18 protein-coding genes are annotated in these 23,186 nt (G+C 71.0%); 10 read left to right on the plus strand and 8 right to left on the minus strand.

Annotation, left to right across the window (positions count from 1 at the left end):
- The first annotated feature begins 154 nt into the window (after positions 1-154).
- Positions 155-1,774, plus strand: a complete 1,620-nt coding sequence (locus tag HH310_RS06575; protein ID WP_169174518.1) for a restriction endonuclease — start codon at positions 155-157, stop codon at positions 1,772-1,774.
- Here the strand turns inward: HH310_RS06575 and HH310_RS06580 are convergent.
- On the minus strand, positions 1,742-5,905 hold the full coding sequence (locus tag HH310_RS06580; RefSeq protein ID WP_169174519.1) for an AAA domain-containing protein: 4,164 nt from the start codon (positions 5,903-5,905) through the stop codon (positions 1,742-1,744). The genes HH310_RS06575 and HH310_RS06580 overlap by 33 nt on opposite strands.
- A gap of 100 nt (positions 5,906-6,005) precedes the next feature.
- Between HH310_RS06580 and HH310_RS06585 the strand changes: the two genes are divergently transcribed.
- Positions 6,006-6,833 (plus strand): hypothetical protein, encoded by an 828-nt coding sequence (locus HH310_RS06585; protein WP_169174520.1) that lies wholly within the window; start codon positions 6,006-6,008, stop codon positions 6,831-6,833.
- A gap of 42 nt (positions 6,834-6,875) precedes the next feature.
- Here the strand turns inward: HH310_RS06585 and HH310_RS06590 are convergent, their stop codons facing one another.
- Together HH310_RS06590 and HH310_RS06595 are read right to left on the minus strand one after the other, a co-directional pair.
- On the minus strand, positions 6,876-7,238 hold the full coding sequence (locus HH310_RS06590) for a DUF2795 domain-containing protein (RefSeq protein WP_169174521.1): 363 nt from the start codon (positions 7,236-7,238) through the stop codon (positions 6,876-6,878).
- An 83-nt stretch (positions 7,239-7,321) separates the two neighbouring features.
- Positions 7,322-7,990 (minus strand): hypothetical protein, encoded by a 669-nt coding sequence (locus HH310_RS06595; protein WP_169174522.1) that lies wholly within the window; start codon positions 7,988-7,990, stop codon positions 7,322-7,324.
- Positions 7,991-9,146: 1,156 nt separating this feature from the next.
- Here HH310_RS06595 and alr point away from each other — a divergent pair.
- The 6 genes from alr to HH310_RS06625 all read left to right on the plus strand — a co-directional run bounded on the left by alr (position 9,147) and on the right by HH310_RS06625 (position 16,251).
- Positions 9,147-10,280, plus strand: coding sequence for an alanine racemase (alr, locus tag HH310_RS06600; RefSeq protein ID WP_312033880.1), 1,134 nt, complete (start codon positions 9,147-9,149; stop codon positions 10,278-10,280).
- Positions 10,277-11,596: an AAA family ATPase gene (locus tag HH310_RS06605; RefSeq protein WP_169174524.1), complete on the plus strand. Its 1,320-nt coding sequence runs from the start codon at positions 10,277-10,279 to the stop codon at positions 11,594-11,596. Before alr ends, HH310_RS06605 begins: the two co-directional genes overlap by 4 nt.
- Positions 11,597-11,600: 4 nt before the next feature.
- Positions 11,601-12,719 (plus strand): beta family protein, encoded by a 1,119-nt coding sequence (locus HH310_RS06610; RefSeq protein ID WP_248293759.1) that lies wholly within the window; start codon positions 11,601-11,603, stop codon positions 12,717-12,719.
- A complete protein-coding gene (locus HH310_RS06615) occupies positions 12,652-13,503 on the plus strand; it encodes a bifunctional DNA primase/polymerase (protein WP_169174525.1) in 852 nt (283 codons plus the stop codon). The genes HH310_RS06610 and HH310_RS06615 overlap by 68 nt, the downstream gene beginning before the upstream one ends.
- Positions 13,504-13,530: 27 nt before the next feature.
- The gene (locus HH310_RS06620) at positions 13,531-14,208 is read left to right on the plus strand and encodes an activator of HSP90 ATPase (protein WP_169174526.1); all 678 of its coding nucleotides are present in this window, start codon (positions 13,531-13,533) and stop codon (positions 14,206-14,208) included.
- A 300-nt stretch (positions 14,209-14,508) separates the two neighbouring features.
- Positions 14,509-16,251 (plus strand): SpoIIE family protein phosphatase, encoded by a 1,743-nt coding sequence (locus HH310_RS06625; RefSeq protein WP_312033882.1) that lies wholly within the window; start codon positions 14,509-14,511, stop codon positions 16,249-16,251.
- Between the two features lie 117 nt (positions 16,252-16,368).
- Here the strand turns inward: HH310_RS06625 and HH310_RS06630 are convergent, their stop codons facing one another.
- Genes HH310_RS06630 through HH310_RS06640 form a run of 3 tightly spaced genes read right to left on the minus strand, consistent with a single transcriptional unit; the run spans position 16,369 to position 19,366 of the window.
- Positions 16,369-17,790, minus strand: coding sequence for a hypothetical protein (locus HH310_RS06630; RefSeq protein ID WP_169174528.1), 1,422 nt, complete (start codon positions 17,788-17,790; stop codon positions 16,369-16,371).
- The gene (locus tag HH310_RS06635) at positions 17,787-18,815 is read right to left on the minus strand and encodes a hypothetical protein (protein WP_169174529.1); all 1,029 of its coding nucleotides are present in this window, start codon (positions 18,813-18,815) and stop codon (positions 17,787-17,789) included. The genes HH310_RS06630 and HH310_RS06635 overlap by 4 nt, the downstream gene beginning before the upstream one ends.
- Positions 18,812-19,366, minus strand: a complete 555-nt coding sequence (locus HH310_RS06640; RefSeq protein ID WP_169174530.1) for a hypothetical protein — start codon at positions 19,364-19,366, stop codon at positions 18,812-18,814. Before HH310_RS06640 ends, HH310_RS06635 begins: the two co-directional genes overlap by 4 nt.
- A 152-nt stretch (positions 19,367-19,518) precedes the next feature.
- Between HH310_RS06640 and HH310_RS06645 the strand changes: the two genes are divergently transcribed.
- Positions 19,519-19,803 carry a DUF427 domain-containing protein gene (locus HH310_RS06645; protein WP_169174531.1) on the plus strand — a complete coding sequence of 95 codons (285 nt, stop codon included), beginning with the start codon at positions 19,519-19,521 and terminating at the stop codon, positions 19,801-19,803.
- A 16-nt stretch (positions 19,804-19,819) separates the two neighbouring features.
- Here the strand turns inward: HH310_RS06645 and HH310_RS06650 are convergent, their stop codons facing one another.
- The gene (locus tag HH310_RS06650) at positions 19,820-20,215 is read right to left on the minus strand and encodes a hypothetical protein (protein WP_312033883.1); all 396 of its coding nucleotides are present in this window, start codon (positions 20,213-20,215) and stop codon (positions 19,820-19,822) included.
- Positions 20,216-20,641: 426 nt separating this feature from the next.
- Between HH310_RS06650 and HH310_RS06655 the strand changes: the two genes are divergently transcribed.
- Entirely contained in the window at positions 20,642-21,868 is a 1,227-nt protein-coding gene (locus HH310_RS06655; protein ID WP_169174532.1) for an NAD(P)/FAD-dependent oxidoreductase, read from the plus strand.
- Here the strand turns inward: HH310_RS06655 and HH310_RS06660 are convergent.
- Positions 21,865-23,154 (minus strand): MFS transporter, encoded by a 1,290-nt coding sequence (locus HH310_RS06660; RefSeq protein WP_169174533.1) that lies wholly within the window; start codon positions 23,152-23,154, stop codon positions 21,865-21,867. The genes HH310_RS06655 and HH310_RS06660 overlap by 4 nt on opposite strands.
- Positions 23,155-23,186 lie beyond the last annotated feature (32 nt).

The following is a 23,186-nucleotide window of genomic DNA, read 5'->3' on the forward strand; positions in this document are numbered from 1 at the left end:
CATGACGGACAGTTACTGCCCGTGCTGATTGTGGAACCTTCTGCGACTCCTACCCCCTGATGCGTAGGCCATTCACGTTCGGCGACGACAAGAACTCGATCGCGAACCGATGGATATGGTGGCGTTTGGACCACTCGGTGAGCGAGGACTCGGCATGGGGATCATTCGGGACATGCAACGCGTAGCCGCCACGCAGGCGGCCGCGGAGCACCAGGCGCAAACCGCCGCCACGCAGCAGCGTGAGCGGATCCGGCGCAACGCCGACCTGGCCATCGCGGCGGCCCAGCAGGCGGCGTCCGACATGGAACGCCAGCGGGAGCGCCAGCGGCTGTACACGGAGGCCCGCTCGGCGGACGCTGCCGCGGCCAACGCCGAGGTGCGGGCCCGGCTCAGCGCCCTGGACGCGCTGCTGCTCTCCACCCTCGACGTGGACGATCACATCGATCTTCAGCAGTTCAAGAAGCCGCTGACGGTGCCGCCGTTCGACCCGGGACCCCTCGGGCGGCCGTTGCCGGAACCGAGCTGGACCAGTTACGTGCCGCCGCAGCCGCGCGGTGTGGGAAAGATCATCGGCGGCGACCGGCTGCACCAGCATCAGACGAACAACGCGCGCAAGGCCTACGACGACGCGCGTGGCCGCTGGGCGGAGGCGGAAGAGCGGCGCAAACGGCAGCTCGCCCGGCTCCGGAGGGCGTACGAGGAAAAGGTCGGCAAGTACGAGGCGCAGCGCACCGCCTACAACGCCGAGGTTGATCGCTTCGCGGCCGCGGTGGCCGCCGCCGACCCGTCCTCGGTGGTGGAGTATTTCGCCATGGTTCTCGGTAACTCGGTGTATCCGGACGACTTCCCGCAGCACTTCCGCCTGGCGTACCTGCCGAAGCAGAAGCACCTGCTGATCGAGTATCACCTGCCGCCGATCGAGGTCATCCCGATCGTCAAGGAGTACCGGTTCGACCTGGTACGTGATGATCTGACCGCGATCCCGCGCGACGAGTTCGAGATCCGCCAGCGGTACGTCGACATCATCGCGAAGGTCTCGCTGCGCACGATTCACGAGGTCATCGAGGCGGACCGGGGCGCGCTGGTCGGGCAGGTGTCGTTCAACGGCATCGTCGACACGATCGATCGGCGTACCGGCGAGTTCGTCCGGCCCTGCCTGGTCTCGGTGAAGACGAGCCGGGACACGTTCGCCGCGATCAAGCTGCGCCGCGTCGACGCGGTCGCCTGCGTCAAGCATCTGCAGGGCGCCCTGTCCACGGCCCCGGACGAGCTGGCCGGCGTCACCACGAAGATCGATTTCGACCGGGACGCGGACCGCGACTTCACCGAGGAGTTCAACGTGCTCGCCGAGATCGACGAGCGGCCCAACCTGCTCACGCTGACCGACCAGGCATGGGAGCAGCAGCTCACCGACCTGTTCGGGGTGATGGGCCTGGAGATGAACGGGGCGGCCACCACCGATTCGGGCCTGCGCTGGCGCGCGACCGACCCGCGACCGATCTTCGGCGGCACGGTGATCGTCTACGCGACCCGGGAGCACTCGGCGGGCGCGGGGAAGGTGCACGCTCTGGCCGGGGCCGTCGAGGCGACCGGTGCGACGAAGGGCATCCTGGTCTCGCTCAACGGCATCGACCCGGAGGCGTACGAGGCGGTGGCCGGTCGCCCGCTGGAGCTGATCGACGGCCCGGCGCTGGTCGGGCTGCTCGCGAATTACTGCCGGGTGCAGGCCCGCATCGAGCACCTAGTCGAGGACCGGGCGCAGGAGCCGGGATAGTTCGTCCCGGCCGGCCGGGACGATGCCGAGCTCGTCGATGCGCTGCCAGACCGGGTGCATGGCGGCCTCCGGCGAGCGGGCGAAGATGCTGCCCCGGATGCGCACGAAGACGCAGTTGCCGACGCGTTCCAGCACCGACTGCCGGCGCATGTCGCTCTCCCACTGCTCCGGGCCGTGGTAGGCGTCGCCGTCGCACTCGATCGCGAGACGCCGGCCGTCCGGGGCGTTCAGCACGAAGTCGATGCGGTACGCGCCGATCCGGAACTGCGGGATCGGGCGGAAGCCGCGCGCGGTTAGGCGCTTGAAGACGTCGCGCTCGAAGTCGCTCTCGCACAAGTCAAGCTGAGCCGGCACCGCCACGTCGAAGACGTTCGCCGCGTAGGTCAGCAGCAGGGCGCGGGCGTCGTCGGCGAGCAGGGACCCGGGGCGTACCGAATGGAAGATCCACAGCTGGTCGCGGGCGCGGGAGGCGGCCACATTGATCCGCCGGTGGTATTCGCGCTTGGTGAACGCGGCGACCCGCGGATCGTTGTCCGAGACGACCATCGACACCAGCACGACGTTGCGTTCGTCGCCCTGGAACGTGTACGCGTCGCCGACCCGCATCCGGCGTGCCTGGATCTCGTCCTCGCCGATCGTCTCGCGCAGCAGGTGCAGCAGGTACCCGGCCTGGCCACTGGTGCTGAGCAGCGAGATCACGCCCAGCGTCTTGCCGCCATATTCCGGATTTTTCACGATTTCGGCGACCTGTCGCGTCAGCGCCTCCGCCTCGGCCACGTTCACATCGCCAAAACCAGACAATTGCTGCCGTACGCCTTCGGGCAGGAACACCGTCCGCAAAGGCGCCAGGCTCGGCCGGTCGGCGCGCAACGGCATGATCTTGCCGTCGTAGTAATGCCGCGACGAGAACTCGATGATCTGCGGAACGCACCGGAAATGCTCGGTCAGCAGGATCCGCTCCGGCGACCGCCGCACCGCGTGGTCGTACAGCGAGGACTCCGGGTCGAAATGCTCGGCCGACGGCACGTCCCCGAGATGGCTGCGGATCAGCGCGGACACCGTGCCGACGAAGCCGAGCTGCGGCCCGATCTGCTGATCGTCGCCGACCACCACGGCCCGGTCCGCGAGCGAGAGCACCGGCAGCGCGAACAGGTCGGCCTGCGACGCCTCGTCGACGATCACCACGTCGAAGTGGGCGCCGCCGGCGAACTGCTCGATCGCCCGGTCCACCGACATGACCCAGACCGGGACCGCCGCCACCGCCGATTCCATGGCCCGCTGCGCGTGTGCCTGCCATGCCGCCGCGGTCCGGCCGGTGCCCTTGCCGATCTTGCGAAGGGCCGTGGTCCAGTCGGCCAGAGCGGCCCGCCGCCGGTCGTCCAGGCTGCGCGAGACCTCCAGCCACGCCGAGGCGACCACGAGCTCGGCGGTGCGGCGCCGGATCTTCTCGCGGGCGTTCTCCACCCGCTTGGCCAGCACCGCCGGGTCGACGGTGCCGATCACCTCGTCGAACCAGGTCTGCGCGTGCCGCCAGCCCCACGCGTCCAGGCAGGCCCGGCCGGAGACCGGCGGCACCCGCCCGGCGTCGATCAGGCCGGCCCACTCGGGCGCGGCGGCCGCGAGCCGGTCCCGCAGCTCGGCGAAGCGCGCGACATCGCCGCGCAGCCCGGTGAGCCGGCGGACCTCGGCGATCGCCTCGTCCCAGCCGTCCAGGCTCGGCCAGGCCGCGGCGAGATGCGGCCAGGGCGCGAGCCGGGCGGCCACGTCGGCGTCCTCGTCGACGAGCGCGTCGAGGGCCGGCACGGCGGGCGCCTCGTCGAGCAGGTCGGCCACCCGGGCCAGCGACGGCGGGTCCAGGTCGAGATCGTGCTGCGGGACCACGGCCGCCAGGCGCGCGGCGAGGGCGGGCCAATGGCGTACGTCCCAATCCAACGATTGACCCGCGTCGGCCAGCAGCGTGCCCGCCCAGAGCTCGGGATCGCCGGCCGGGGCCGGAATCGCCAGCCGGTCGATCCACTCCGACCAGTGGTCGCCGAGCCGGCGCCTGGTCCGCTGCCGGTTGACCCACGCCTGCGCGACGTCGACGTCCTCGACCGTGCGCAACGGCTCGTCGTCCACCCGCACGTCGTCGGCCAGGCGATAGAGCTGCGCCTGCAGCAGTCGGCTCAGGCCACGGCCGGACGCGAACCGCTGCCTGATCTCGGCGAGCTGGGCCAGCAGGCGTTTCGGTTCCGACGCGTACGCCTCGGGAATCTCGACGCGGTGCCCGGCGAGCGTGCGGGTCTGGGTCGCCAGCTCGGCCAGCAGCGCCTCGGTCGCGGTCACGTGATCGGTCCACACCTGACGCCAGTGCGGGTCGTTGAGCAGCCGGCCGAGGCGATCCGTCCAGCCACCCTCGCGGCGGCGCAGCCAGGCGAGCGCCTCCCGGAGATCGTCGCGCAGGGCGGTGAGGTCCTCCAGGCGTACGCGGGGAAGGTCGAGCCCTTGATCGGCCAAGCGCGACACCTGCGCCGAGAGTGCGTCGCGCTCGGCTCGCCGGTCCCGCACGGCGGACGCGTCGGGAAGATCGGCGGTCTCCGGCAGCGGCTTCGGCGCCGCCTGACGATCGTGCGGGGACAGCTCGGCGGCGAGGCGCAGCAGCGTGCCGAACTCGTCGGAGGACAACGGCGGCGGCCCCACCACCGGGTCCGGGATGCCGGCTCGCGTGGTGGCGTGCTCGCGCAGCCAGGCACCCACCTCGACGGGCGTCTGCGGAACGCCGTCGATCGGGTACGTCACCGCCTCGTTCTCGGCGACCGCGCGCAGGCCGCTCAACGCCCGGGCCAGCTCGCGTTCGGCGTCCTCCAGCGTGCGGGTGAGCCGCTCGACCCGTCGGGCCTCCGCCTCCTTGTCCAGGGTCGCCGCGCGGTCGGCCAGCTCACGGGCGGCGAGCTGGAGCTGCACGAGCTGATCGGTGGTGCGGCCGAGCACGGCCAGGCAGAGCGAGCGGATCTCCTCGGGCAGGCCGTCGCGGAGCACCCGCAGCGGGTCCTCCTTCTGGGCGACCACCAGGACCCGCTTGCCGTTCGCCATGAGGTGGCTGATCAGGTTGCGGATCGTGTGCGTCTTGCCGGTGCCGGGCGGACCCTGGACCGCGACGTTGCGATGGTGCGCCAGGCGACGCGCGATCGACTCCTGGGCCTCGTTGGTGGGCAGCGGCATGAGCAGGCGCTCGCCGACCCGCGCCCACTCCTTCGGGTGGTCGTCGGGCATGCGCAGCCGGCTGGGCTCGTGGGCGACGATCGCGGCCAGCGCGCCGATGCTCGCGGTGTCACCGTTGAGCAGGCGGTCCCGCAGGTTTTCCAGGAAGCCGCGCAGCAGCCGCTGTTTCGGCCGGGCGAACAGGACGGCGGCGTCCCTACGCACGCCGCCGTCGAGGCCGAGCCGCTTCTCGGCCCGGGTGAACAGGTCGTGGCGCTGCTCGGCGTCCCAGAGGTCGGTCTCGATGGTGCCGGCCGGGCCGGCCAGGGCCAGGAGCTGGCGGAGGTAGCGCTCGTCGAGGCCGGTGAGCGCGTCGGTCTGGAGCCGGCTCGGGCCCGCCGGGGAGACCGAGATCAACGAGCGGTCGGGGTCGTACTCGATCAGCATCGGGGTCGCGACCAGGGGATAGTGCACGCGCTCGCCGTTGACCACGGTGTCCAGCAGGCCGTGGCCCCAGACCAGCTCGGTGGTGGCGGCGGTCATGTCGAGCTGGTGCATGAGGTCGAAGAGGCGGCGGTGCAGGAGGCGGGTTTTCTCGGCCTCGCCCGTCTGGTACGCCCAGGGGCGCCAGATCTGGTCGCGCCAGCTCTGAAATTCGGGGTCTTCAGGATTGTCGGCGTCCATATTGCCCGCGTCCCCGCGCAGGCGGCTGCGGAGCGCGGGTGGGACCGGTGGCGGCGGCGGCAGGTCGGGCAGACCCACGCGCAGCCAGGACGTGCCGTCGGCGGCCGGGCCCAGCTCGCAGGCCGGATGGTCGGGCAGCGCGTCGAGAAGGTGGGCGTCGGCCGGGATCACGCGGGCCGGACGCTCCATCTGCGCGCGCACGGCAAGGAGGTAGTCGGCGACGGCGACCGCCCTGTCGCGGATCGTCGTGGGCGACTCCTCGGACATCCTCCGTAGTTTAGGCGGACCACGCTCGAAGACTCTCCGGGGTTGTCGCATCACGGTAAGGTGATGGCTACTAATCTGCGTCGATATCTTGGGAGCGGCGTTGAGCGACATTCCGTACGGCCCTTACGGTCAACCTCAGACGCCGTTCCCCGCGCCCGACGACCCGCTCGTCAGCGCGGACTTCAACGGCTGGTGGAACCGGTCGATGCGGCTGCTCTCGGCGACCTGGCGGCCACTGGTCATGATCCAGTTGCTGTGGGCGATCCCGCTGCTGATCATCACCATCGTGTCCAACCTGGCCGGCCAGGCGGAGGACACCGGCTCCGATGGCGATCTCACGGCGTTCATCCTGGTCGGGCTGCCGGTCATCGCGGTGACGTTCCTGCTCGGGCTGGTCACCACGCTGGCCACGCTGCACGTGCTGGTGCAGCACGTGACCGGCCATCAGATGTCGGTCGGATGGGCGCTGCGGGCCGGTCTGAGCCGGGCCGCGGCCATGCTCGGCTGGGGCATCCTGGGCGGGCTGATGATCCTGGTGGGCATCGCGCTCTGTGTCCTGCCGGGCATCTACGTCTCGCTGGTCTTCATGATCCTGCCCGCGGTCGTGCTCCTGGAGCGCACCAACGCGATCGCCCGCTGCTTCCGGCTCGTGCACGCGCAGACCGGCCCGGCGCTGGGCCGGATCGCCACGATCTTCGCGGTGAGCGTGGTGTTCGGCCTGGTGGAGAATGCGCTGACCTCGCTCATCGGCGGCGGCTATTTCGCCGGCGGCGACGACGTCAGCACCGGCGCCGGCATCTTCGCGGCCATCGTCTCGACGGCCGTTTCGGTGTTGTCCGGCGTGGTGATCGCCCCGCTGGTCCTGGCCGCGTACGCCGACATGCGGGCCCGCCACGAAGTGTTCGCCACAACGCAGCTGCAGCCATGAATGCCAGCCGGAAACCCCGGATCCGGCTGAGCGCGCGGCCGCTCAGCCCGTGTGGCGGCCGACGGCCTCCCAGATCTCGTGGACGTTCGGGTATTCGACGTCGCCCGGCAGCCGGTCAAGGGCCGCGAGCACGTCGTCGGGTGCGTCGAGGTTCTCGGCGCTGCGCTTGAGCCCGTCCTTGCGGCCGGGCAGCGCGGCGAGACCGATGTAGCGGCCGAACCTGCTGAACGCCTCCCCCTCGGAGTCGTCGAGGATCTCCGCCGCGTCCGGTTGGTCCTCGCCCGGCGGTTCGGCCTGGCGCCATTCCTCGGCACGTCCGTCGTTGACGCCTTGGACCGTGCCGCGGATCTCCTGGCTCATCTCATCGTCGACGCGGGGCGAGTGCTTACTGCTGCCACGTTCCATGGGATGCCGTTTCCCACCCGCACGCAGGCTAAACCGCCGCCGGCGCGGAGGACCCCGGCCGCTCGGGGCCGGGGTCCTCGTGATCAGTCGAACTGCATGCGCCGGGGCCGAGGGATGACCGGAGGCGGCAGCGGCAGATCGTCCATGTGGCTCCAGTTGAGCGTGCCGTTGTCGGTGGACTTGACCTCACCGAGGCAGGCCCGCAGCAGGCCGAGATGCGGTGCACCGGCCCACCCGGCGATCACGACCTCGGGCTTCGGGTCGATGGTCGCGATGGCCGCACAGATCTTGGCGACCTCACGCTCGTCGACGGCGTCGAGCGGGAGCGGCATCTCGGCTTGCGACCTCCGCCAAGGCGGTCCGAAGCGGCGCAACAACTCTCGCGCGAGCCGGCCGAACGAGCGGCCGACCGGGGCGTCCCGCATGGAATAGCGGGCGGACTGGCCGTAGCACCACGGCACGACGACGTGCCCGTTGATGACGACGAGCTGGTAAACGGACCGGGGAACACTGATGATCTCGGCACCGGGCAGCGTGCCGAGGAACAGTACGAGCTCCTCGTAGGGAAGCGGCCATCGCGGATTCGCGAGTACTCGTTCCATGGTCTGGGTCATGGCGGGATGGGTGTGGATCTCCCGGTCGATCGCGGTGCTCAACGCCTCCGGAACCCGGGTCCACAGCTCGCCGGCGACCCTGTCGCCGAACTGCTCGATTACCCACTCGCTAGGACCGACCAGAACGTCTGGGCGCATTCGTTACCACCACCGTCCGTGTCGCTGGCGTTACTGCTGGCTAGAAGAGTTCCACTTCCGGTGATCGACTGGAAGACCGGACTTCCCACATCGCAGAAACGTCCGTGAATGAAATCCAGCCGACGATCAAATCAATTGCCACAGCGACGGAGCAGCGGCGCGAGCAGCGGCGCAAACATGCAACTTGCACGGCGAACCGCGCGTGCAAGTTGCATGCCGCCCTTGCTATTCGCGCCGTGCGTCAAGTGCATCACTCAGATATTTCAATCCGATGACCATCGCGCGAACATCACCCCCCGCGAAGGATCCACATAGCCCTCACCAGCAGCCACGTCGCTCGTCGATCTCCAGCACAGCCATTTCCCGTACGCGTCCCCGCAGCCCCGGCACGCCACCGGCTCGCCGAAAGTTCCGAAGCCGACCGGCACCTTCGCGCGAAGGTCACCAGCGGTTGCTTGACTAGTCAGCTGTCAGATTTCCGTCAGTAGCCCGAATCTCGGCCCCGCCGGTACCGTTCTGAGCGATAAGCCGGTTTTGGCCCCTACCGCTGTCCACTTGGTGGAATGTCCACAGTCGACGTCAACCGCCGAACGGATGAGTCGCGCGGCCCGCTCATCCAAGCCGCGCACCCCGAACCGCCACGCCCGAGTCCATCGATACTGTTCAGTTTTCGCACGCTCACCCGATCGTGGCCCTCCCCCGACGGCGGCCGAGGACCGCGGCCGACCTCGGTACGCCGCACCGCGCACCCCACTGATCGCCGTCCGCCCGGCATCCATTACCCCGCACGGGACGCGGCTGGCCTGCGCAAATGCCTCGAAGCGCAATATGCGGGACGGTCACCGATTAATGGCGGCGCCAATAGCTTTTCTGGATTCACTAAAAGCAACAATCCGCTGCCCGCCACGACATCGGACGCGGCGGCGCGCGGGCGTACAAAAGCGCGGCAATTTCCTCCAATTTTCAACCACCGCCAATCGCGGACGCGTCAACCACTCGCATCGCGAACGATCGGCCCGGGAGCCGGACCGTCGGTGACGAATGCGGGACTCACCGTATGCCCGGCGGTGATCCATCGGCAGTGCCTGTGGATAACTTCGAGGCTCGGTGCCCGCCGGCCCTACGATCGGCAGGTCGCAAACGAAAGGGGCCGAGGGTGGCGTTGGAGTGGGCATTGGCCCGGGTGGAGGCGCGGATCGACCTCGACGCGCTGCGCGGCAACGTGAAAGCGCTGGTCAGCCGTGCGGGCGAGGCCGATCTGATGGTCGTGGTCAAGGCGAACGCGTACGGGCACGGCCTCGTCCCGGTGGCCCGCGCGGCGCGTGCGGCGGGCGCCCCCTGGCTGGCCACCGCGCTGCCCGAGGAGGCGCTGGCACTGCGCGCGGCCGGCGTCGACGGGCGCATTCTGACCTGGCTGTGGACGCCCGGCGGGCCGTTCGCCGAGGCGATCCGGGCGGATCTCGACGTCTCGATCAGCGGCCAGTGGGATCTGGCCGAGGTCGTGGCCGCCGCGCGCAAGACCGGCCGCACCGCGCGCATCCATCTGAAGATCGACAGTGGCCTCGGCCGCAACGGCTGCCCGATCCGCGAGTGGCCCGACCTGGTCGACGCCGCGGTCAAGGCGCAGGCCGACGAGAGCGTCAACGTCGTCGGCCTCTGGTCACATCTGGCCATGGCCGAGTCGCCCTGGCACGCGTCGGTGGCCGAGCAGGTCAAGGCGTTCACCGACGCGCTGCGGCTCGCCGAGCAGGCCGGGGTGCGCCCCGAGGTGCGCCACATGGCCAATTCCGCCGCGACCGCGCTGCTGCCCGACACGCGTTTCGATCTGGTCCGGACGGGCCTGTCCACCTACGGCCTGCCCTCCGCGCCCAACGTGGCCGAGGGTCTGCGCCCGGTGATGACGCTGGCCAGCCGCTTCTCGTCAGTGAAGCGGGTGCCGGCCGGCCAGGGCGTCAGCTACGGCCTGAAATATCGCACCGCCCACGAGACGACGCTGGGCCTGGTCCCGGTCGGCTACGCGGACGGCATCCCGCTGCACGCGAGCAACCGTGGCCCGGTCTGGGCGGCCGGCAAGCGGCGGACGGTCGCCGGCCGGGTCGCGATGGACCAGTTCATCATCGACCTGCACGGCGATCAGGCGCAGGCCGGCGACGAGGTGCTGATCTTCGGCCCCGGCGACCAGGGCGAGCCCACCGCGGAGGACTGGGCGCGCGCCGCCGACACGATTCCGTACGAGATCGTCACCCGCATCGGCGCCAGCGTCCCCCGCGTCTACCTGGGCGAGCGATGACGACGCCGGCCGTCGAGGCCGCCCGGGTGATCGACGCCGTGCTGCGTGACCTGCGCGAGGGTGACCATCGGGGGGTCGTGGTCGACTCGCCGCCCGGCGCGGGCAAGTCGACGCTCGTGGTGCGCGCGGCCGGCGTTCTCGCCGCGTCCGGCGAGCCGCTGATGATCGTGGCGCAGACCAACGAGCAGGTCGACGACCTGATCGAACGCCTCGGCACGCGCTCGCCGCGGGTCGGGGTGGGCCGGCTCTCCGCGGTCGACTACGAACCGTCCGAGCGGGTGCGCGCCCATCCGAGTTGCCGGGTCGGTGCCAAGGTCACCGATCTCGGGGCGCCGGCCGTCACCATCGCCACCGCCGCCAAGTGGGCCACCGTGACCGACGGGTCCTGGCCGTGGGCGATCGTCGACGAGGCGTACCAGATGCGCTCGGATGCCCTGCTACGCGTCGCGCCCCGGTTCCAGCGGGCGTTGTTCGTCGGCGATCCGGGCCAGCTCGATCCGTTCTCGACCGTCGAGGTGGACCGCTGGGTCGGCCTGTCCTGGGACCCGATGCAGAGCGCCGTCGCCGTGCTGCTGCGCCACAACCCGGACCTGCCCGTGCACCGGCTCCCGGTGTCCTGGCGGCTTCCGCAATCGGCGGCGCCGGTGGTGGCCGAGGCCTTCTATCCGTTCACCGGCTTCCGGTCCGGGACCGGGCCCGGCGACCGCACGCTGCACTTCGCCAAGCCCGCGTCCGGCCCGCTCGACGACGTGCTCGACGAGGCGGCGGCGAGCGGCTGGGGGCTGCACGAGTTGCCGGCCCGGTTCACGATCCGCACCGACGCGGAGGCCGCCGCCGCGTGTGCTGAGCTGGCCGCACGCGCGCTCGGCCGGGAGGCCGGCACCACGTCGGAGTCCGGCGGCGGGTCCCTCACGCCGGACCGGATCGCGATCGGGGCCGCGCACCGCGACCAGGTGGCGGTGATCCGCTCGCTGCTCCCGCCGGAGGCGGCCGGGGTCACCGTCGACACCGCGAACCGGCTCCAGGGCCGCGAGTACGACCTGACCGTGGTGCTGCATCCGTTGTCCGGGCGCCGCGACGCCACCGCGTTCCACCTGGAGTCGGGCCGGTTGTGCGTGCTGACCTCGCGGCATCGGCACGCCTGCGTGGTGGTCGCCCGCGCCGGGATAGCCGAGCTGCTGGACGCCCACCCCTCGACCGAGCCGGTGCACCTCAACGTGCCGGTCAAGTTTCCGGACGGCTGGGAAGCCAATCAGTCCATGTTGGCGCATTTGCACCACACGATGTCGCGTATCCGACAGGAGCCGCCACTTTAAGTGAATGGCGGTCTTCACGACGGCGGGCTCCATGCAGGACGGCGTCTATCGGCCGATCTTGCGGCCGCGCCGCGGCGAACTGGCGGCTCTCGCGCACCTCTCGGCTGACGATGCCACCCGCGTCATGCCGATCCTCGAACTCGAGCCGGGCACCGACATCGTGCCGCTGATCCGGCAGTTACCGCCGCGGACCGGGGCGATCGCCGTCGACTTCGGCGGGATCCCGGATCGGGGCGACCGGTTCGTGGCGCCGCCGCTGCGGCTCGCCGAGGAACTGGCCGGGCTGGGTGTGGCCATGTTGCCGGTGCTACGGGCGTACGAAAGCAGTCGTCGCCTGGCCGCCCACGGCGTCGCCGCACGGATGCACCTGCGTCGTGCCGTGCTGCGGCTCCGGCCGCACATCGACGCCGGAAGCCCGGCCACCGCCGACGCCGTCGCCGAGCACGTGCTGGTCGGCGCCGGGCCGGATCCCGACGCCGTCGATCTGCTGATCGACCTGGCCGAGACGGCCTGCGTGACGCACGCGTCGCTGGTCGAGGAGCGCTGCCGGCGCGTGCTGCGCTGGGCCCGCGGGATGCCGTGGCGCTCGGTGAGCGTCGCCTCCGGAGCGATGCCGCCCAATCTGGACGACCTGCCCACCGATCAACCGGTGGCCGTCGGACGGCTCGATGCTCGCGTGTGGATGCGCCTCGGCGATCCGGGACTGGGCTATGCGGACTACGGCGTCACCTCACCGGTCCGGCGGCACGATGTGCGGCGGCATCGGCAACTGCCCACGCTGCGGTACACGGCGGAGGACCAATGGTGGATCTACCGATGGGCGCGGCGGGGCGGGCGCAGCGACGATCGGTGTCACGACCTGTGCCGCACGCTGGTGACCTCGGAGCATTGGCCCGGGGCCCGCTTCTCCTGGGGTGACGCGGAGATCGCGCGGCGCTCCCGGACGGCCCCGGGGGCGGGCAGTTCGGCGAGTTGGATCTCGTGGGGCACTTCGCACCATATCGCCCATGTGCTGCACGGCCTGCGCTCCGGAAAACTGTCGTACGCTTGTTCTAATGTTGCTGACAGCCGCGTTGGCATACGCCCGGCACGGGATCCCCGTCCTGCCGGTGCACACGCCTGACCCGCGCGGCGTTTGTTCCTGCGACAGAGGAGCCCGATGCGAGCGTTCCGGCAAGCACCCGAGACTGCGACATGGCCTGACCGAGGCCACGACCGACCCGCGCGTGATCGAGATGTGGTGGGGTCAGTGGCCCGACGCGAATGTCGGGCTGCGCACCGGCATCACGATGGATGTGGCCGACATCGACTCACCCGAGGGCTGGCACGGGCTGAGCCACCTGCTCGGCGGCGAGTTCCCGCCGGGCCCCCGGGTCCGCACCGGCAGCGGCGGCTGGCATCTGTGGTTCCGCCCGACCGGCTTCGGCAATCGCGTGCGCCTGCTCCCCGGGCTGGATTGGCGTGGCGCCGGCGGTTACGTGGTCGCCCCGCCCTCGCGCCACGCCAGCGGCGGAGACTATCGCTGGGTCCGCCGTCCGGGTGACGACCTCCCGGCCGCGACGCCCGCGCTGCTTTCGCTGATCGAGGGCCCGGCGCCGGCGCCCGTCGTGCATCGGGCGATCGCGCATCCGGACCGCTATGCGACGGCCGCGCTCACCGCGGCGGCCGACCGTGTGGCCCGGGCCCCGGTGGGCAGCCGCAACGACACGCTGAACAGGGCGGCGTTCGCGCTGGGCCGGCTCGTCGGCGCCGGCATGCTCGATACCGGGGCGGTCGTCCGCGAGCTGGACGCGGCGGCGCGGTTCGCGGGTCTCGGCCGGGTCGAGACGCGCCGCACGATCCGGTCCGGGATGAGCGCCGGGCAGCGGCAGCCGATCAATGCGGAGGCGGGCCGCCGCGTGGCGTGATTTGCTCATTGCCCCAAAGATGGGTGGATGACCGATCAACGCGGACTGAAGCCGTACGAAGTGGAAGTCTCCGTGGACGCCGGGCGGGACGAGGTCTGGGAGTCCGTCACGCAGCCGGCCGTGCTGCACCAGTGGTTCGGCTGGGACTACGACGGCCTCGACGCGGAGATCCAGCAGATCTTCGTGAGCGAGGCGACGCTCTGGGCGCCCGAGCGGATGGGCTGGGCCGACGGCTCATTCCTCCAGGTCGACGGGGATGACGATAGTGCGCGGGTGCGGGTGGCCCGCGAGGGGTTCGGGGAGGCCGGACCGGACGACTACGACGCGATCGAGGAGGGGTGGCGTGCGTTCCTGATCCAGTTGCGGTTCCTGCTGAGCCGGCGGCCGCAGGGGCGGCGGCGGACGCTCTACCTGACCGGCCAGACCACCGGCCGGCAGGCGCTGGCGCTGGTGGACGCCGAGTGGCAGCGCGACGGCGCCCGCGTGGCCTGGGCGGTGACCGGCGACGGGCACCTGGTCGTCGCGGCCGGCCGGGTGCCGCTCGACGAGCACGAGGCCGCGCACGTCGAGATCACCGTGTCGACGTACGGGCTGGACGACGCCGCCTTCGAGACCCAGCGGGAGGAGTGGACGAAGCGGTGGGCGCCGGTGGCCGCCTATGCGCGCGTGACGGCCGCCGGCGACCCGTCGCCAGGCGCCGCCTGACCCGAGACGTGACCCGCGTCGCAGCGATCACCCAGCTCAGCGACCACTGACTGAGCAGCGTGACCGATAACACAAAGCGACCGCACAACCCCAGAACGCAAGCACGAAGGGGCAAACAATGGCCGGTCGTCGACTGTAGATCAACCAAAGAAGGGAGGACACTTGCAGCACTCGGGCGATCGGTGACAAGGCCGGTACCCTGTCAGGCGCCGGACCAGCCGGGGGGCGACGTTGCTGCGGGGAGACTTGGCCGAAGAGGCGCCATTGGGCGTCCTCACCGATCCGGCACGGCTACGGTCCGTGTCGCGACTCGGCGTCGGACCACGCCCTGATCCCGCCTTCGACCGCATCGCCGACATGGTGGAGCGGCTCGTCGACGTGCCGGTCGCGGCCGTCACCGTGATCACCGCGGATCGGCAGTTCTTCCCCGGGCAGGTGGGCCTTCCGGAGGACCTCGCCGCGAGCCGGGAGATGCCGCTGAGCCTCTCGCTCAGCCGGCACGTCCTCGAGGAAGGGGCGGCGCTCATCATCCCGGACGTTCGGGAGGTTCCGTATATGCGGGACAACCAGTCCATCCGGGACCTGGGCGCCATCGCGTTCGCCGGCGTGCCGCTCACCGACTCCGACGGCCTGATCCTCGGCACGATCGCGGCGATGGACCAGGAACCAAGGGTCTGGACCCCGAGCGAGATCGCGCTGCTCGACCAGCTCGCCGAGGTGTGTTCGTCGGAGCTGCGGCTGCGCATCGAACGCGAGATCGCCGAGGAGGCCCGCCGGCATGCCGAGTCCGCCCACGACCAGATCAGCCTGCTGGGCGAGCTGACCGAGACGCTGTCCGCCCCGATGGCCCTGGACGAGTCGCTCGGACGGCTCGGCCAGCTGGTCGCGGGCCGGCTCGCGGATTGGTGCCTGGTCGCGCTCGCCGAGGCGAACGGCCGGGTGCGTCATGTGTCGGCCGCGCACAGCGCACCGGCGTACGCGCAAGACGCGGCGAGGCTCGCCGAGCTGGCCGTGTCCGCCGAGCCCGACCTGAAGGCGTTGATCCTCAAGGTGCAGCGCACCGGCGGCCTGATCCGCCGCGACGCCGTCGACCCGAGCCTGCTGCGCGACAACCTGGTCACCGCCGAACTGGCGTCGACGGCCGAGCGGCTGGGCTTCGGATCCTTCTTGATCGCGCCGATCACCGCCCCGGTCACGCGGCGCATCCTGGGCGCGTTGCTGCTGGTCAACGCCCCGGGCAAGCCGCCGTTCGGGGAGGCCGAGGAGCAGACCGCCACGGAGATCGGCCGCCGGGCGGGCCTGGCCGTGGACAACAGCCGCCTGTACCGCAACCAGCGCCATGTCGCCGAAGTCCTCCAACAAAGCATGCTGCCCGACTTGCCGCACATTCCGGGCATCGACATGTACGCGCGCTACCTCCCCGCGCAGGGCGCCAACGCGGAGGTGGGCGGCGACTGGTACGACGCGTTCGCCCAGCCCGACGACAGCGTCATGCTCGCGGTCGGCGACGTGTCCGGGCACGACATCGAGGCCGCCGCGACGATGGGCCAGGTGCGCAATCTGGTGCGCGGCGACGCGTACGGCCGCCAGGACGACCCGGGCCCGCTGCTCGCCCAGCTCGACCGCGCGTTGCACGGCCTCGGCGTTCCGGCCGCCGCGACCGCCGTCCTGGCCCGCGTCCGGCGCGAGGCCGGCCACTATCACGTCGCCTTCGCCAACGCCGGCCACCCACCGCCGATCCTGCTCACCCCCGACGGCACCATCGACGTCTGGTGGGCGCCGCCCGAGCCGCTGCTGGGCCTGCTCCCCCGCGAGGCCCGCACGACCCACCACCGCGACGTCCCACCGGGCTCGACGCTGCTGCTCTACACCGACGGCCTGGTCGAACACCCCGCGCGCCTCATCGACGAGGGCATCGCCCGCATCCGCGGCGTCCTGCAGGGCAACGCCGCCCTCCCACCCGAGGAACTCTGCTCCCGCCTGATCGACTCGACCTCCCGCCGCACCGACGACATCGCCCTGCTGGCCGTCTGCCTGCGCTGACCAGAAAATCCATTTGATACGGGATTTTCCAAAAGTCCCGTCACCGCAGCACCGCCAGCTGCAACAACAGCTCCTCACGCCGGACCGGGCTGGCCCGCCTCCGCAGGCCGCGCGCACCTACGCGGGCTGGGCTGACTCGTCGTGCGACCCAGGTGGGCCGCCGTGCGTCCATGGCGTGTCGGACGGGTCGGGAAACGCGCTGCCCGGCCGATACGCCTCGCTCAGCGTCGTCAGCAGCAACCGCTCACCCACCGCCGGCACGCTGCCCGGGTCGGCCACCAGCTTGCGACCCATCCCGCCGGACAACTCCAGCAGCACATCGGTCCCCGTCGGGGTGGGCGTCAACGAGATCACCCGGGCCTTCTGGGACGGCCGCGCCGGCGACGTCAACGCGGCGCCGACCTCCACCCGTACCGGCTCCGACGTCGCGACCATGATGCGCGGGCGCAGCACCGGTCGCTTCCCCGTGTCGTCGACGCGGTCCGGGTTCGCCAGCGTCACGACGCCGCCGAACGCCGAGCCGGCCAGGCGGTACTCGGCCATCACCAGCGGATCGTCGAAGGCACGCTGCACGGCGTACCGGGTCGCGGCGTTCTCCAGGCGCTGCAACCGGGCCGCCGCGGCCACGGCACCGTCGCGGCGGGGCTGCGGGGCGCCGCCCTCCTCGAGATGCTGGACAAAAGCCGTGTACGCGTCCCGGTCGCCGTCCCACCGCGCGCCGACGCGACCCCCCTCGGGCAGCCCGGCAAGCAGCTCCAGCGCGTGCCACATCTGATTCCAGGTAGGAAGCAGCAGCTCTCGCAACACCGTCGGCAGATCGGGCGACGCGTCCGCGATCAGCGGCGCCAAGACCCCGTTGTCGAACGCCGGATCGGTCGCCGGCCCCGCGACCGGCCCGGTCTCGGCCTGGCGCGCCGCCTCCGCACCCTCGGTGATCCAGGCCATCAGCGACCCGAGGTGCGCGTCCTCGGCACCACTCTGGCCGGTGGCCCAGTGCAGCCCGAGCGCCTGGACCGCGTTCGGCAGCAGCGCCGACCCGGGCACCTCCGCCGACGACGCGAGAAAGGTCAGCCACTGGCCCAGCAGCGGAACCGACGGCGGCACCGGGTAGTCGCCGTCCAGGCGCCGGAACCGGGTGGACCGGCCGAAGAGGCGGAGGAAGTCGATGCCGCCGGTGTTCGGCAGCCACACCTGCGGCGCGTCGGTGAACCGGTGGCGCACGTCGCGGCCACGGTCCACCGCGACGGCCTCGGTCAAACCCTGGAACGACGTCAGGTACGGCAGAAGCAGCTCGGCCAGGTCGGCGGCGAACCCGAAGCGCTCGTCCCGGTTGCGCGGCTGACGCACCACGAACAGCCGCGGGTCGCGCACCGACGTGCCGGCCATCGCGGCCAGCGGCGCGTGCGCCTCGCCGGCCATCGCGAGCGGAACAAAAACGAACGGTCGTTCGTGGACATGCACGTGGCGAACGGTCGCGATGGGTTGTGCACGCCCGGACACGACGGCTTGCGCCCGGGCGAGGGCGACGAGCGTACTCAAGAAAGCGCCTCGTCGCGCAAGCGAGCCGCGGCCTGGAGCAACGCCGCGGCCTCGGTCTGATCGTCGGCCGGCGGCAGCGTGCCGGAGGCGAGCGCGAGCACGTCCTCGACGGTCTCCACGCCGCCCAGCGCCTCACGCACCGAACGGCCCAGCGATCCGGTCGTGCCGGCCGCCTCGGAGCGGCAGTACATCGACAGCTCGCAGGTGGACAGACACTCCGGTGCGTACCGGGCCGCCACCTCGGACAACGACGAGATCAGCGTCGATGCGGGGAGCGCCACGTCGAACGAGACGCCCGGCGGCAGCGCGTCGATCAGCGCGGACACCGACTCCAGCCGGGAAAGCTGGCGGCGCAGCGTCGACAGCTGCTTGCGGACGTCGATGACCACCGCGACCGGGTTGAGCGAGAAGTTCTCCGGGCAGACCAGCGTCACCTCGTGGCTGACCCGCTCGTCATCCAGCAGGCGGCGCAGCGCCAGGACGTAGACCGCCGCCTGGATGGCCGCCGCCGAGACCTTCGCGCTGTCCGCCTGGCCGTCGATGATCGCGAACGACTTGATCTCGACGACCCGGACCTGGCCGGAGCGCTGGAACGCGATGAGATCCGGTTCGAGGTAGACGGTCTGGCCGGCCACCGGAAGGGTCAGCAGCGGATGATCGACGAGCCCGGCGTCGCCGGCGGCCAGCAGCTCCCGCGTCCGGGCGTGCCGCGCGGTCAGCGTGTCGTCGGCGTCCGCACCCAGGTCGTCGTAGCCGGCTTTCTCCGCGGATAGGAGGGTACGCAGCATCGCGCCGCCGTCCGCCTTGAGCATCGCCTCGAACGCGTTGCCCCGGGCCAGCGCGAACCGGGACTGCCCGAAGTCGCCGGGAAAGCCGATCCGCTCGGACAGCCGCACCTTGTCGACGCCGGCCGCGTCCAGCACGGCCCGCCGGTCGCAGCCGGGGTTGCCGGTGAGCGCGGCGATGGTGCGGGCGTTGTGCCGCTTGGCCGGTGCCGGTCCGCGCAGCCGGTCGATCCGGTTCACGCGCCGCCTCGCTGTTGCGGAACGGCCGGTACGCCGTACAACTGCTGGTCGGCGGGCAGCGCCTCGGCGCGCCGGACGGCGGCCTCGTGCAGCCCGGACTCGGCGGTGAGCGCCGGCTCCAGCGCGGTGAGCGCGGCACGCGCGGCTTGCGCGAGATCCAAGGATTCCACCCCATCGGGTACGCGTTGGGCCAGGGAACGCAGCAGTCTGTCCGCGGAACGAGGCGCCGAGGCACGGACGCCGGCGAACTCGGCGACCCGGACGATGGCACCGAGCTCGTCGGCACGCTGCCGGGCCGGGGTGACGACCCGGCGGTCGAGCGGCCATTCGTCCAGGGCGATCAGGCCGGCCGCCGGGGTCAGGTCGGGAGTCAGCGCCGCGCAGAAGCCGGGCGTCCGGGCGCGCAGCAGCCCGGCCAGGCCGGACATGTCCAGGTCACCGTCGAACAGCGCGGCGTGCACCGCCACCACGAGCCGGGCCGGCGCGGGCGCTCCGAGCAGCAGCAGCGCGTGGCGTGCCTGCTCGATGGTGCTCGGCAAGGTGCTACTCAACCGGGCCGCTCTCTCCGGGGGTCCTGAACGGTCGACTCTAGATCTTCCTACAACAGGACAGCAATGTGGGGACGAGTCCGCACGTTTCACCCGGAACAGCGATTAATACTCGCATATCGGACGGCCGATGGGGAGCGCGCTACTTTCGTACTATGCCGAAGGCCATCTGGAACGACGAAGTGATCGCCGAGAGCGACGACACCGTGGTGCTCGAGGGCAACTATTACTTCCCGCGGTCATCGTTACGCGAGGACGTGCTGCTGCCTTCCGATACGCACACCGTCTGCCCGTGGAAGGGTAAGGCGTCGTATTACACGCTCAGCGCGAACGGCCACACCACTCGCGACGCGGTCTGGTATTACCCGGAGCCGAAGCCGGATGCCAAGGCCGTCATCGACCGGGTCGCCTTCTGGAAGGGCGTCCGCATCGAGGCCTGACCGCCCGACGGCCCGCTCACGCGTAGCGCGGGTGGGCCTCCTCGATCGAAGCGACCTCCAGATATTTCAGAAACTTCTCCTGCTCGGACACGTCGAGCGCGCCGAAGGCCTCGTACGCCGAGGCCCGCGCATGTTCCGTGCCGCCCGCCAGCAGGGCGATGATCGCCGACCAGGCGAGTGACACGGGGTCGAAGACCCGGGCGTTGCGCAGCGAGCTGAGCCGGCTCAGCATGGCCACCTTCGTCGCGGCGTCGTCGTCGGTCGCGATGCGGTCGGAGAGCTCGAACAAGGCCCGGCCCCGGTACGGGTGCTCGGCCTCGATCAAGCGGGTGAGCTCGGCGTTCGTCATCGAATCGACGGCCGGAGCCGGTCCGCGGCGGGGCAGCGGCGGCGGGGTCTTCTCAGCGGCCACGGCTGTCTCGCCCGCTCTCGAAACCGTGACCCGGTGACTGCTGCGGCAGGGTCGGCGTGTTCTGAAAAGTCGGGAATGGGATCACCGGTAAGGACGGTTCCGGCACTCCGGTGTCGTTGCCGTTCGGCACGGAGGCCAGCGACTCCAGTCGATCCCCGAGATTTCCATCGGGCACAGTTTCGTCCTCCGTTTGCCGACTTCGCACCTGTTTGCAACCTATGAGATCACGGTCGCGCAACATCCGTCCGGACGCCCCCACGGATCACCGTATCCGTCACTCGACACATTGACCTGCTTGCCCGACCAAAGTCGCCACCAAAGCGGCCGGAGTCGTTGGCGAGGGCGACAAACAACACCGCGATGAACTCCGATGATCTTTCACCCGTTTCGTCCGGGGACGGAGACACGCGGTGCGAAAGGTGAAAGATGACGGAGAACCGTACGGCGTACATCATCGGAGCCTCGATCGCCGGCCTGCTCGCGGCGGCCGCGCTGAGCGACCGGTTCGGCCGCGTGGTGCTGCTCGAACGCGACGATCTCGCCGACGACGAGCGGGGCCGCCGCGGCGTGCCGCAGTCCCGCCACATCCACGGACTGCTGAGCCGGGGCCTGGACGCCATGGAGACGTTACTGCCCGGTCTGACCGGCGAGGTGGAAAAGGACGGAGCCCCGACCGGCGACATTCTCGAGGACTATCAGTGGCTGGCCGACGGGCACCCGCTGCCTCGCGTGCCGAGCGGACTCCGCGCGCTGTCCGCGACCCGCCCGTTTCTGGAGCGCCACATTCGGACCCGGGTCGCCGCGCTGCCCGGCGTCGAGTTCCGCACCGCACGCACGGTCACCGGGCTGATCGCCGCGCCGGACGGGCGGATCACCGGGGTAGCGACCGACGCGGGTGACCTGACCGGCGCCGACCTGGTGGTAGACGCGTCCGGCCGCGGCTCGCGATCGCGCCGGTGGCTCGCCGACCTCGGCTACCCGGAGGTGGAGGTGGAGAACCTGGACATCGGTCTCACCTTCGTCTCGCGCTACTTCACTGCGGAGGGCCAGGACCTCGGCGCGCCGCTGGGCACGCTGAGCGGCGCGTACCCCGAGCAGCCGTACGGGATGAACGTGGCCCGGGTGGAGAACGGGATGGTCCAGCTGACGATCTCGTGCATCGCGGGGTCGCCGCCGCCGAGGGACCACGATGAGATGGTGGCGCTCGCCGAGCGGCTGGAAGCCGATGTCGCGCTGCCGCTGCTGCGGACGGCCGAGCCGCTGAGCGCGATCACCTCGATGAGGTTCCCGCGCGAGCAGCGGGTGCGGTTCGACCGGATGGACCGGTTCCCGGACGGGTTCCTGGCGGTCGGCGACGCGGTCTGCTCGTTCAACCCGACCTTCGGACAGGGCATGACCTTGGCCGGGTTGCAGGCGCTGCTGCTGCGCGAGCGGGTGGACGTGGGGTTCCTGGCCGAGTCCGCCAAGCTCGCCGACGTGCCGTGGGCGATGGTGTCGAGCAACGACCGCCGGTACGGCCCGGACGCCGTGCCGGACCCGTACACGAAAAGGCTTCGTGCGGCCCTGCCCGGCAGTCCGGACCTGGCGAAGATCTACCTCAGCGTGGCGAACCTGGTGCTGCCGCCGAGCGCGCTGCGCGAAGCGTTCGCCTAGGCCTTCGCCGGCACCGCCAGCCCGATCCCGGGCGCGATCGGCTTGAGCTTGCCGCCGGCGAAGAGCATCAGGCTCAGGATGCTGGCGAACACCGCCAGGCCACCGGCGACATACCAGGCCACCGTGTACGCGCCGAGCTGGTCCCGGACCAGGCCGGCGCCGGTGGCCGCGATCGCCGCGCCGAACTGGTGCGACGCGAAGACCCACCCGAACACGACCGGTCCGGACGCCCCGAAATACTCCCGGCACAGCGTCACGGTCGGTGGCACGGTCGCCACCCAGTCCAGCCCGTAGAACAGGATGAACAGCACCATGCTCGGGTGCGCCGACGCCGCGAACAGCGACGGCAGCACGAGCAGCGACATGCCGCGCAGGAAGTAATACCCACCTAGCAGGATCCGGCTGTCCACCCGGTCGGTGAGCCACCCGGACGCGATGGTGCCGGCGATGTCGAACAGCCCGACCAGCGCGAGCAGGCTCGCCGCCGTGGTCTCCGGCATGCCGTGGTCGTGCGCGGCCGGGATGAAGTGCGTGCCGACCAGCCCGTTCGTGGTCGCGCCGCAGATCGCGAAGCCGCCCGCGAGCAGCCAGAACGCCCGGGTCTTGGCGGCGTCCCGCAGCGCGCGCAGGGCGATCCGGGCGGCGCCGTGCGGGGCGATCGGCTTCGGCTCCTCGAACGAACCGCCATAGGCACCGATGCCGAGATGCGCCGGGTGGTCCTTGAGGAACCACCAGACCAGCGGCACCACCAGCAGCGCCGCGGCGGACACGGTGAGCGCGGCGACGCGCCAGCCGTGGCCGGAGGTGAGCGAGGCCAGCACCGGCAGGAAGATCAAATTGCCGGCCGCACCGCCCGCGGTCAGCACGCCGGTGACCAGGCCGCGCTGCTTGACGAACCAGCGACCGGCGATGACCGCGACGAAGCCGAGCGCCATCGAGCCGGTGCCGAGCCCGACCAGGACGCCCCAGAAGAGCACGAGCTGCCAGCTGGCCCGCATGAAGACGGTCAGCCCGGAGCCGGCCGACACCAGCACGAGAGCGGCCATCACCACGCGCCGGATGCCGAAGCGTTCCATCAGCGCGGCGGCGAAGGGCGCGGTGAGGCCGTAGAGCAGCAGGTTGACCGAGACGGCTGCGGAGATCGTGCCGAGCGACCAGCCGAACTCGTCGTGCAGCGGCCGGATCATCACGGACGGGGTAGCGCGGAACCCGGCGGCGCCGACCAGCGCCACGAAGGCGACGGCGGCCACGAACCAGGCCGGATGGATGCGGTAGGACTTCGTCACGTGATCGATTGTGGTAAACATCGGCCGTGCGG

Origin of the sequence: Actinoplanes sp. TBRC 11911, assembly GCF_012933445.1 — a bacterium.
Lineage (GTDB): Bacteria > Actinomycetota > Actinomycetes > Mycobacteriales > Micromonosporaceae > Actinoplanes.

Bases quoted from the DNA above. Each gene is read 5' to 3' on its own strand.
- HH310_RS06610 (WP_248293759.1), top strand. From the start codon at position 11,601: ATGGCGGTCTTCACGACGGCGGGCTCCATGCAGGACGGCGTCTATCGG.
- HH310_RS06605 (WP_169174524.1), top strand. From the start codon at position 10,277: ATGACGACGCCGGCCGTCGAGGCCGCCCGGGTGATCGACGCCGTGCTG.
- HH310_RS06645 (WP_169174531.1), top strand. From the start codon at position 19,519: ATGCCGAAGGCCATCTGGAACGACGAAGTGATCGCCGAGAGCGACGAC.
- HH310_RS06655 (WP_169174532.1), top strand. From the start codon at position 20,642: ATGACGGAGAACCGTACGGCGTACATCATCGGAGCCTCGATCGCCGGC.
- HH310_RS06580 (WP_169174519.1), bottom strand. From the start codon at position 5,905: ATGTCCGAGGAGTCGCCCACGACGATCCGCGACAGGGCGGTCGCCGTC.
- HH310_RS06615 (WP_169174525.1), top strand. From the start codon at position 12,652: ATGTTGCTGACAGCCGCGTTGGCATACGCCCGGCACGGGATCCCCGTC.
- HH310_RS06595 (WP_169174522.1), bottom strand. From the start codon at position 7,990: ATGCGCCCAGACGTTCTGGTCGGTCCTAGCGAGTGGGTAATCGAGCAG.
- HH310_RS06590 (WP_169174521.1), bottom strand. From the start codon at position 7,238: ATGGAACGTGGCAGCAGTAAGCACTCGCCCCGCGTCGACGATGAGATG.
- HH310_RS06620 (WP_169174526.1), top strand. From the start codon at position 13,531: ATGACCGATCAACGCGGACTGAAGCCGTACGAAGTGGAAGTCTCCGTG.
- HH310_RS06575 (WP_169174518.1), top strand. From the start codon at position 155: ATGGGGATCATTCGGGACATGCAACGCGTAGCCGCCACGCAGGCGGCC.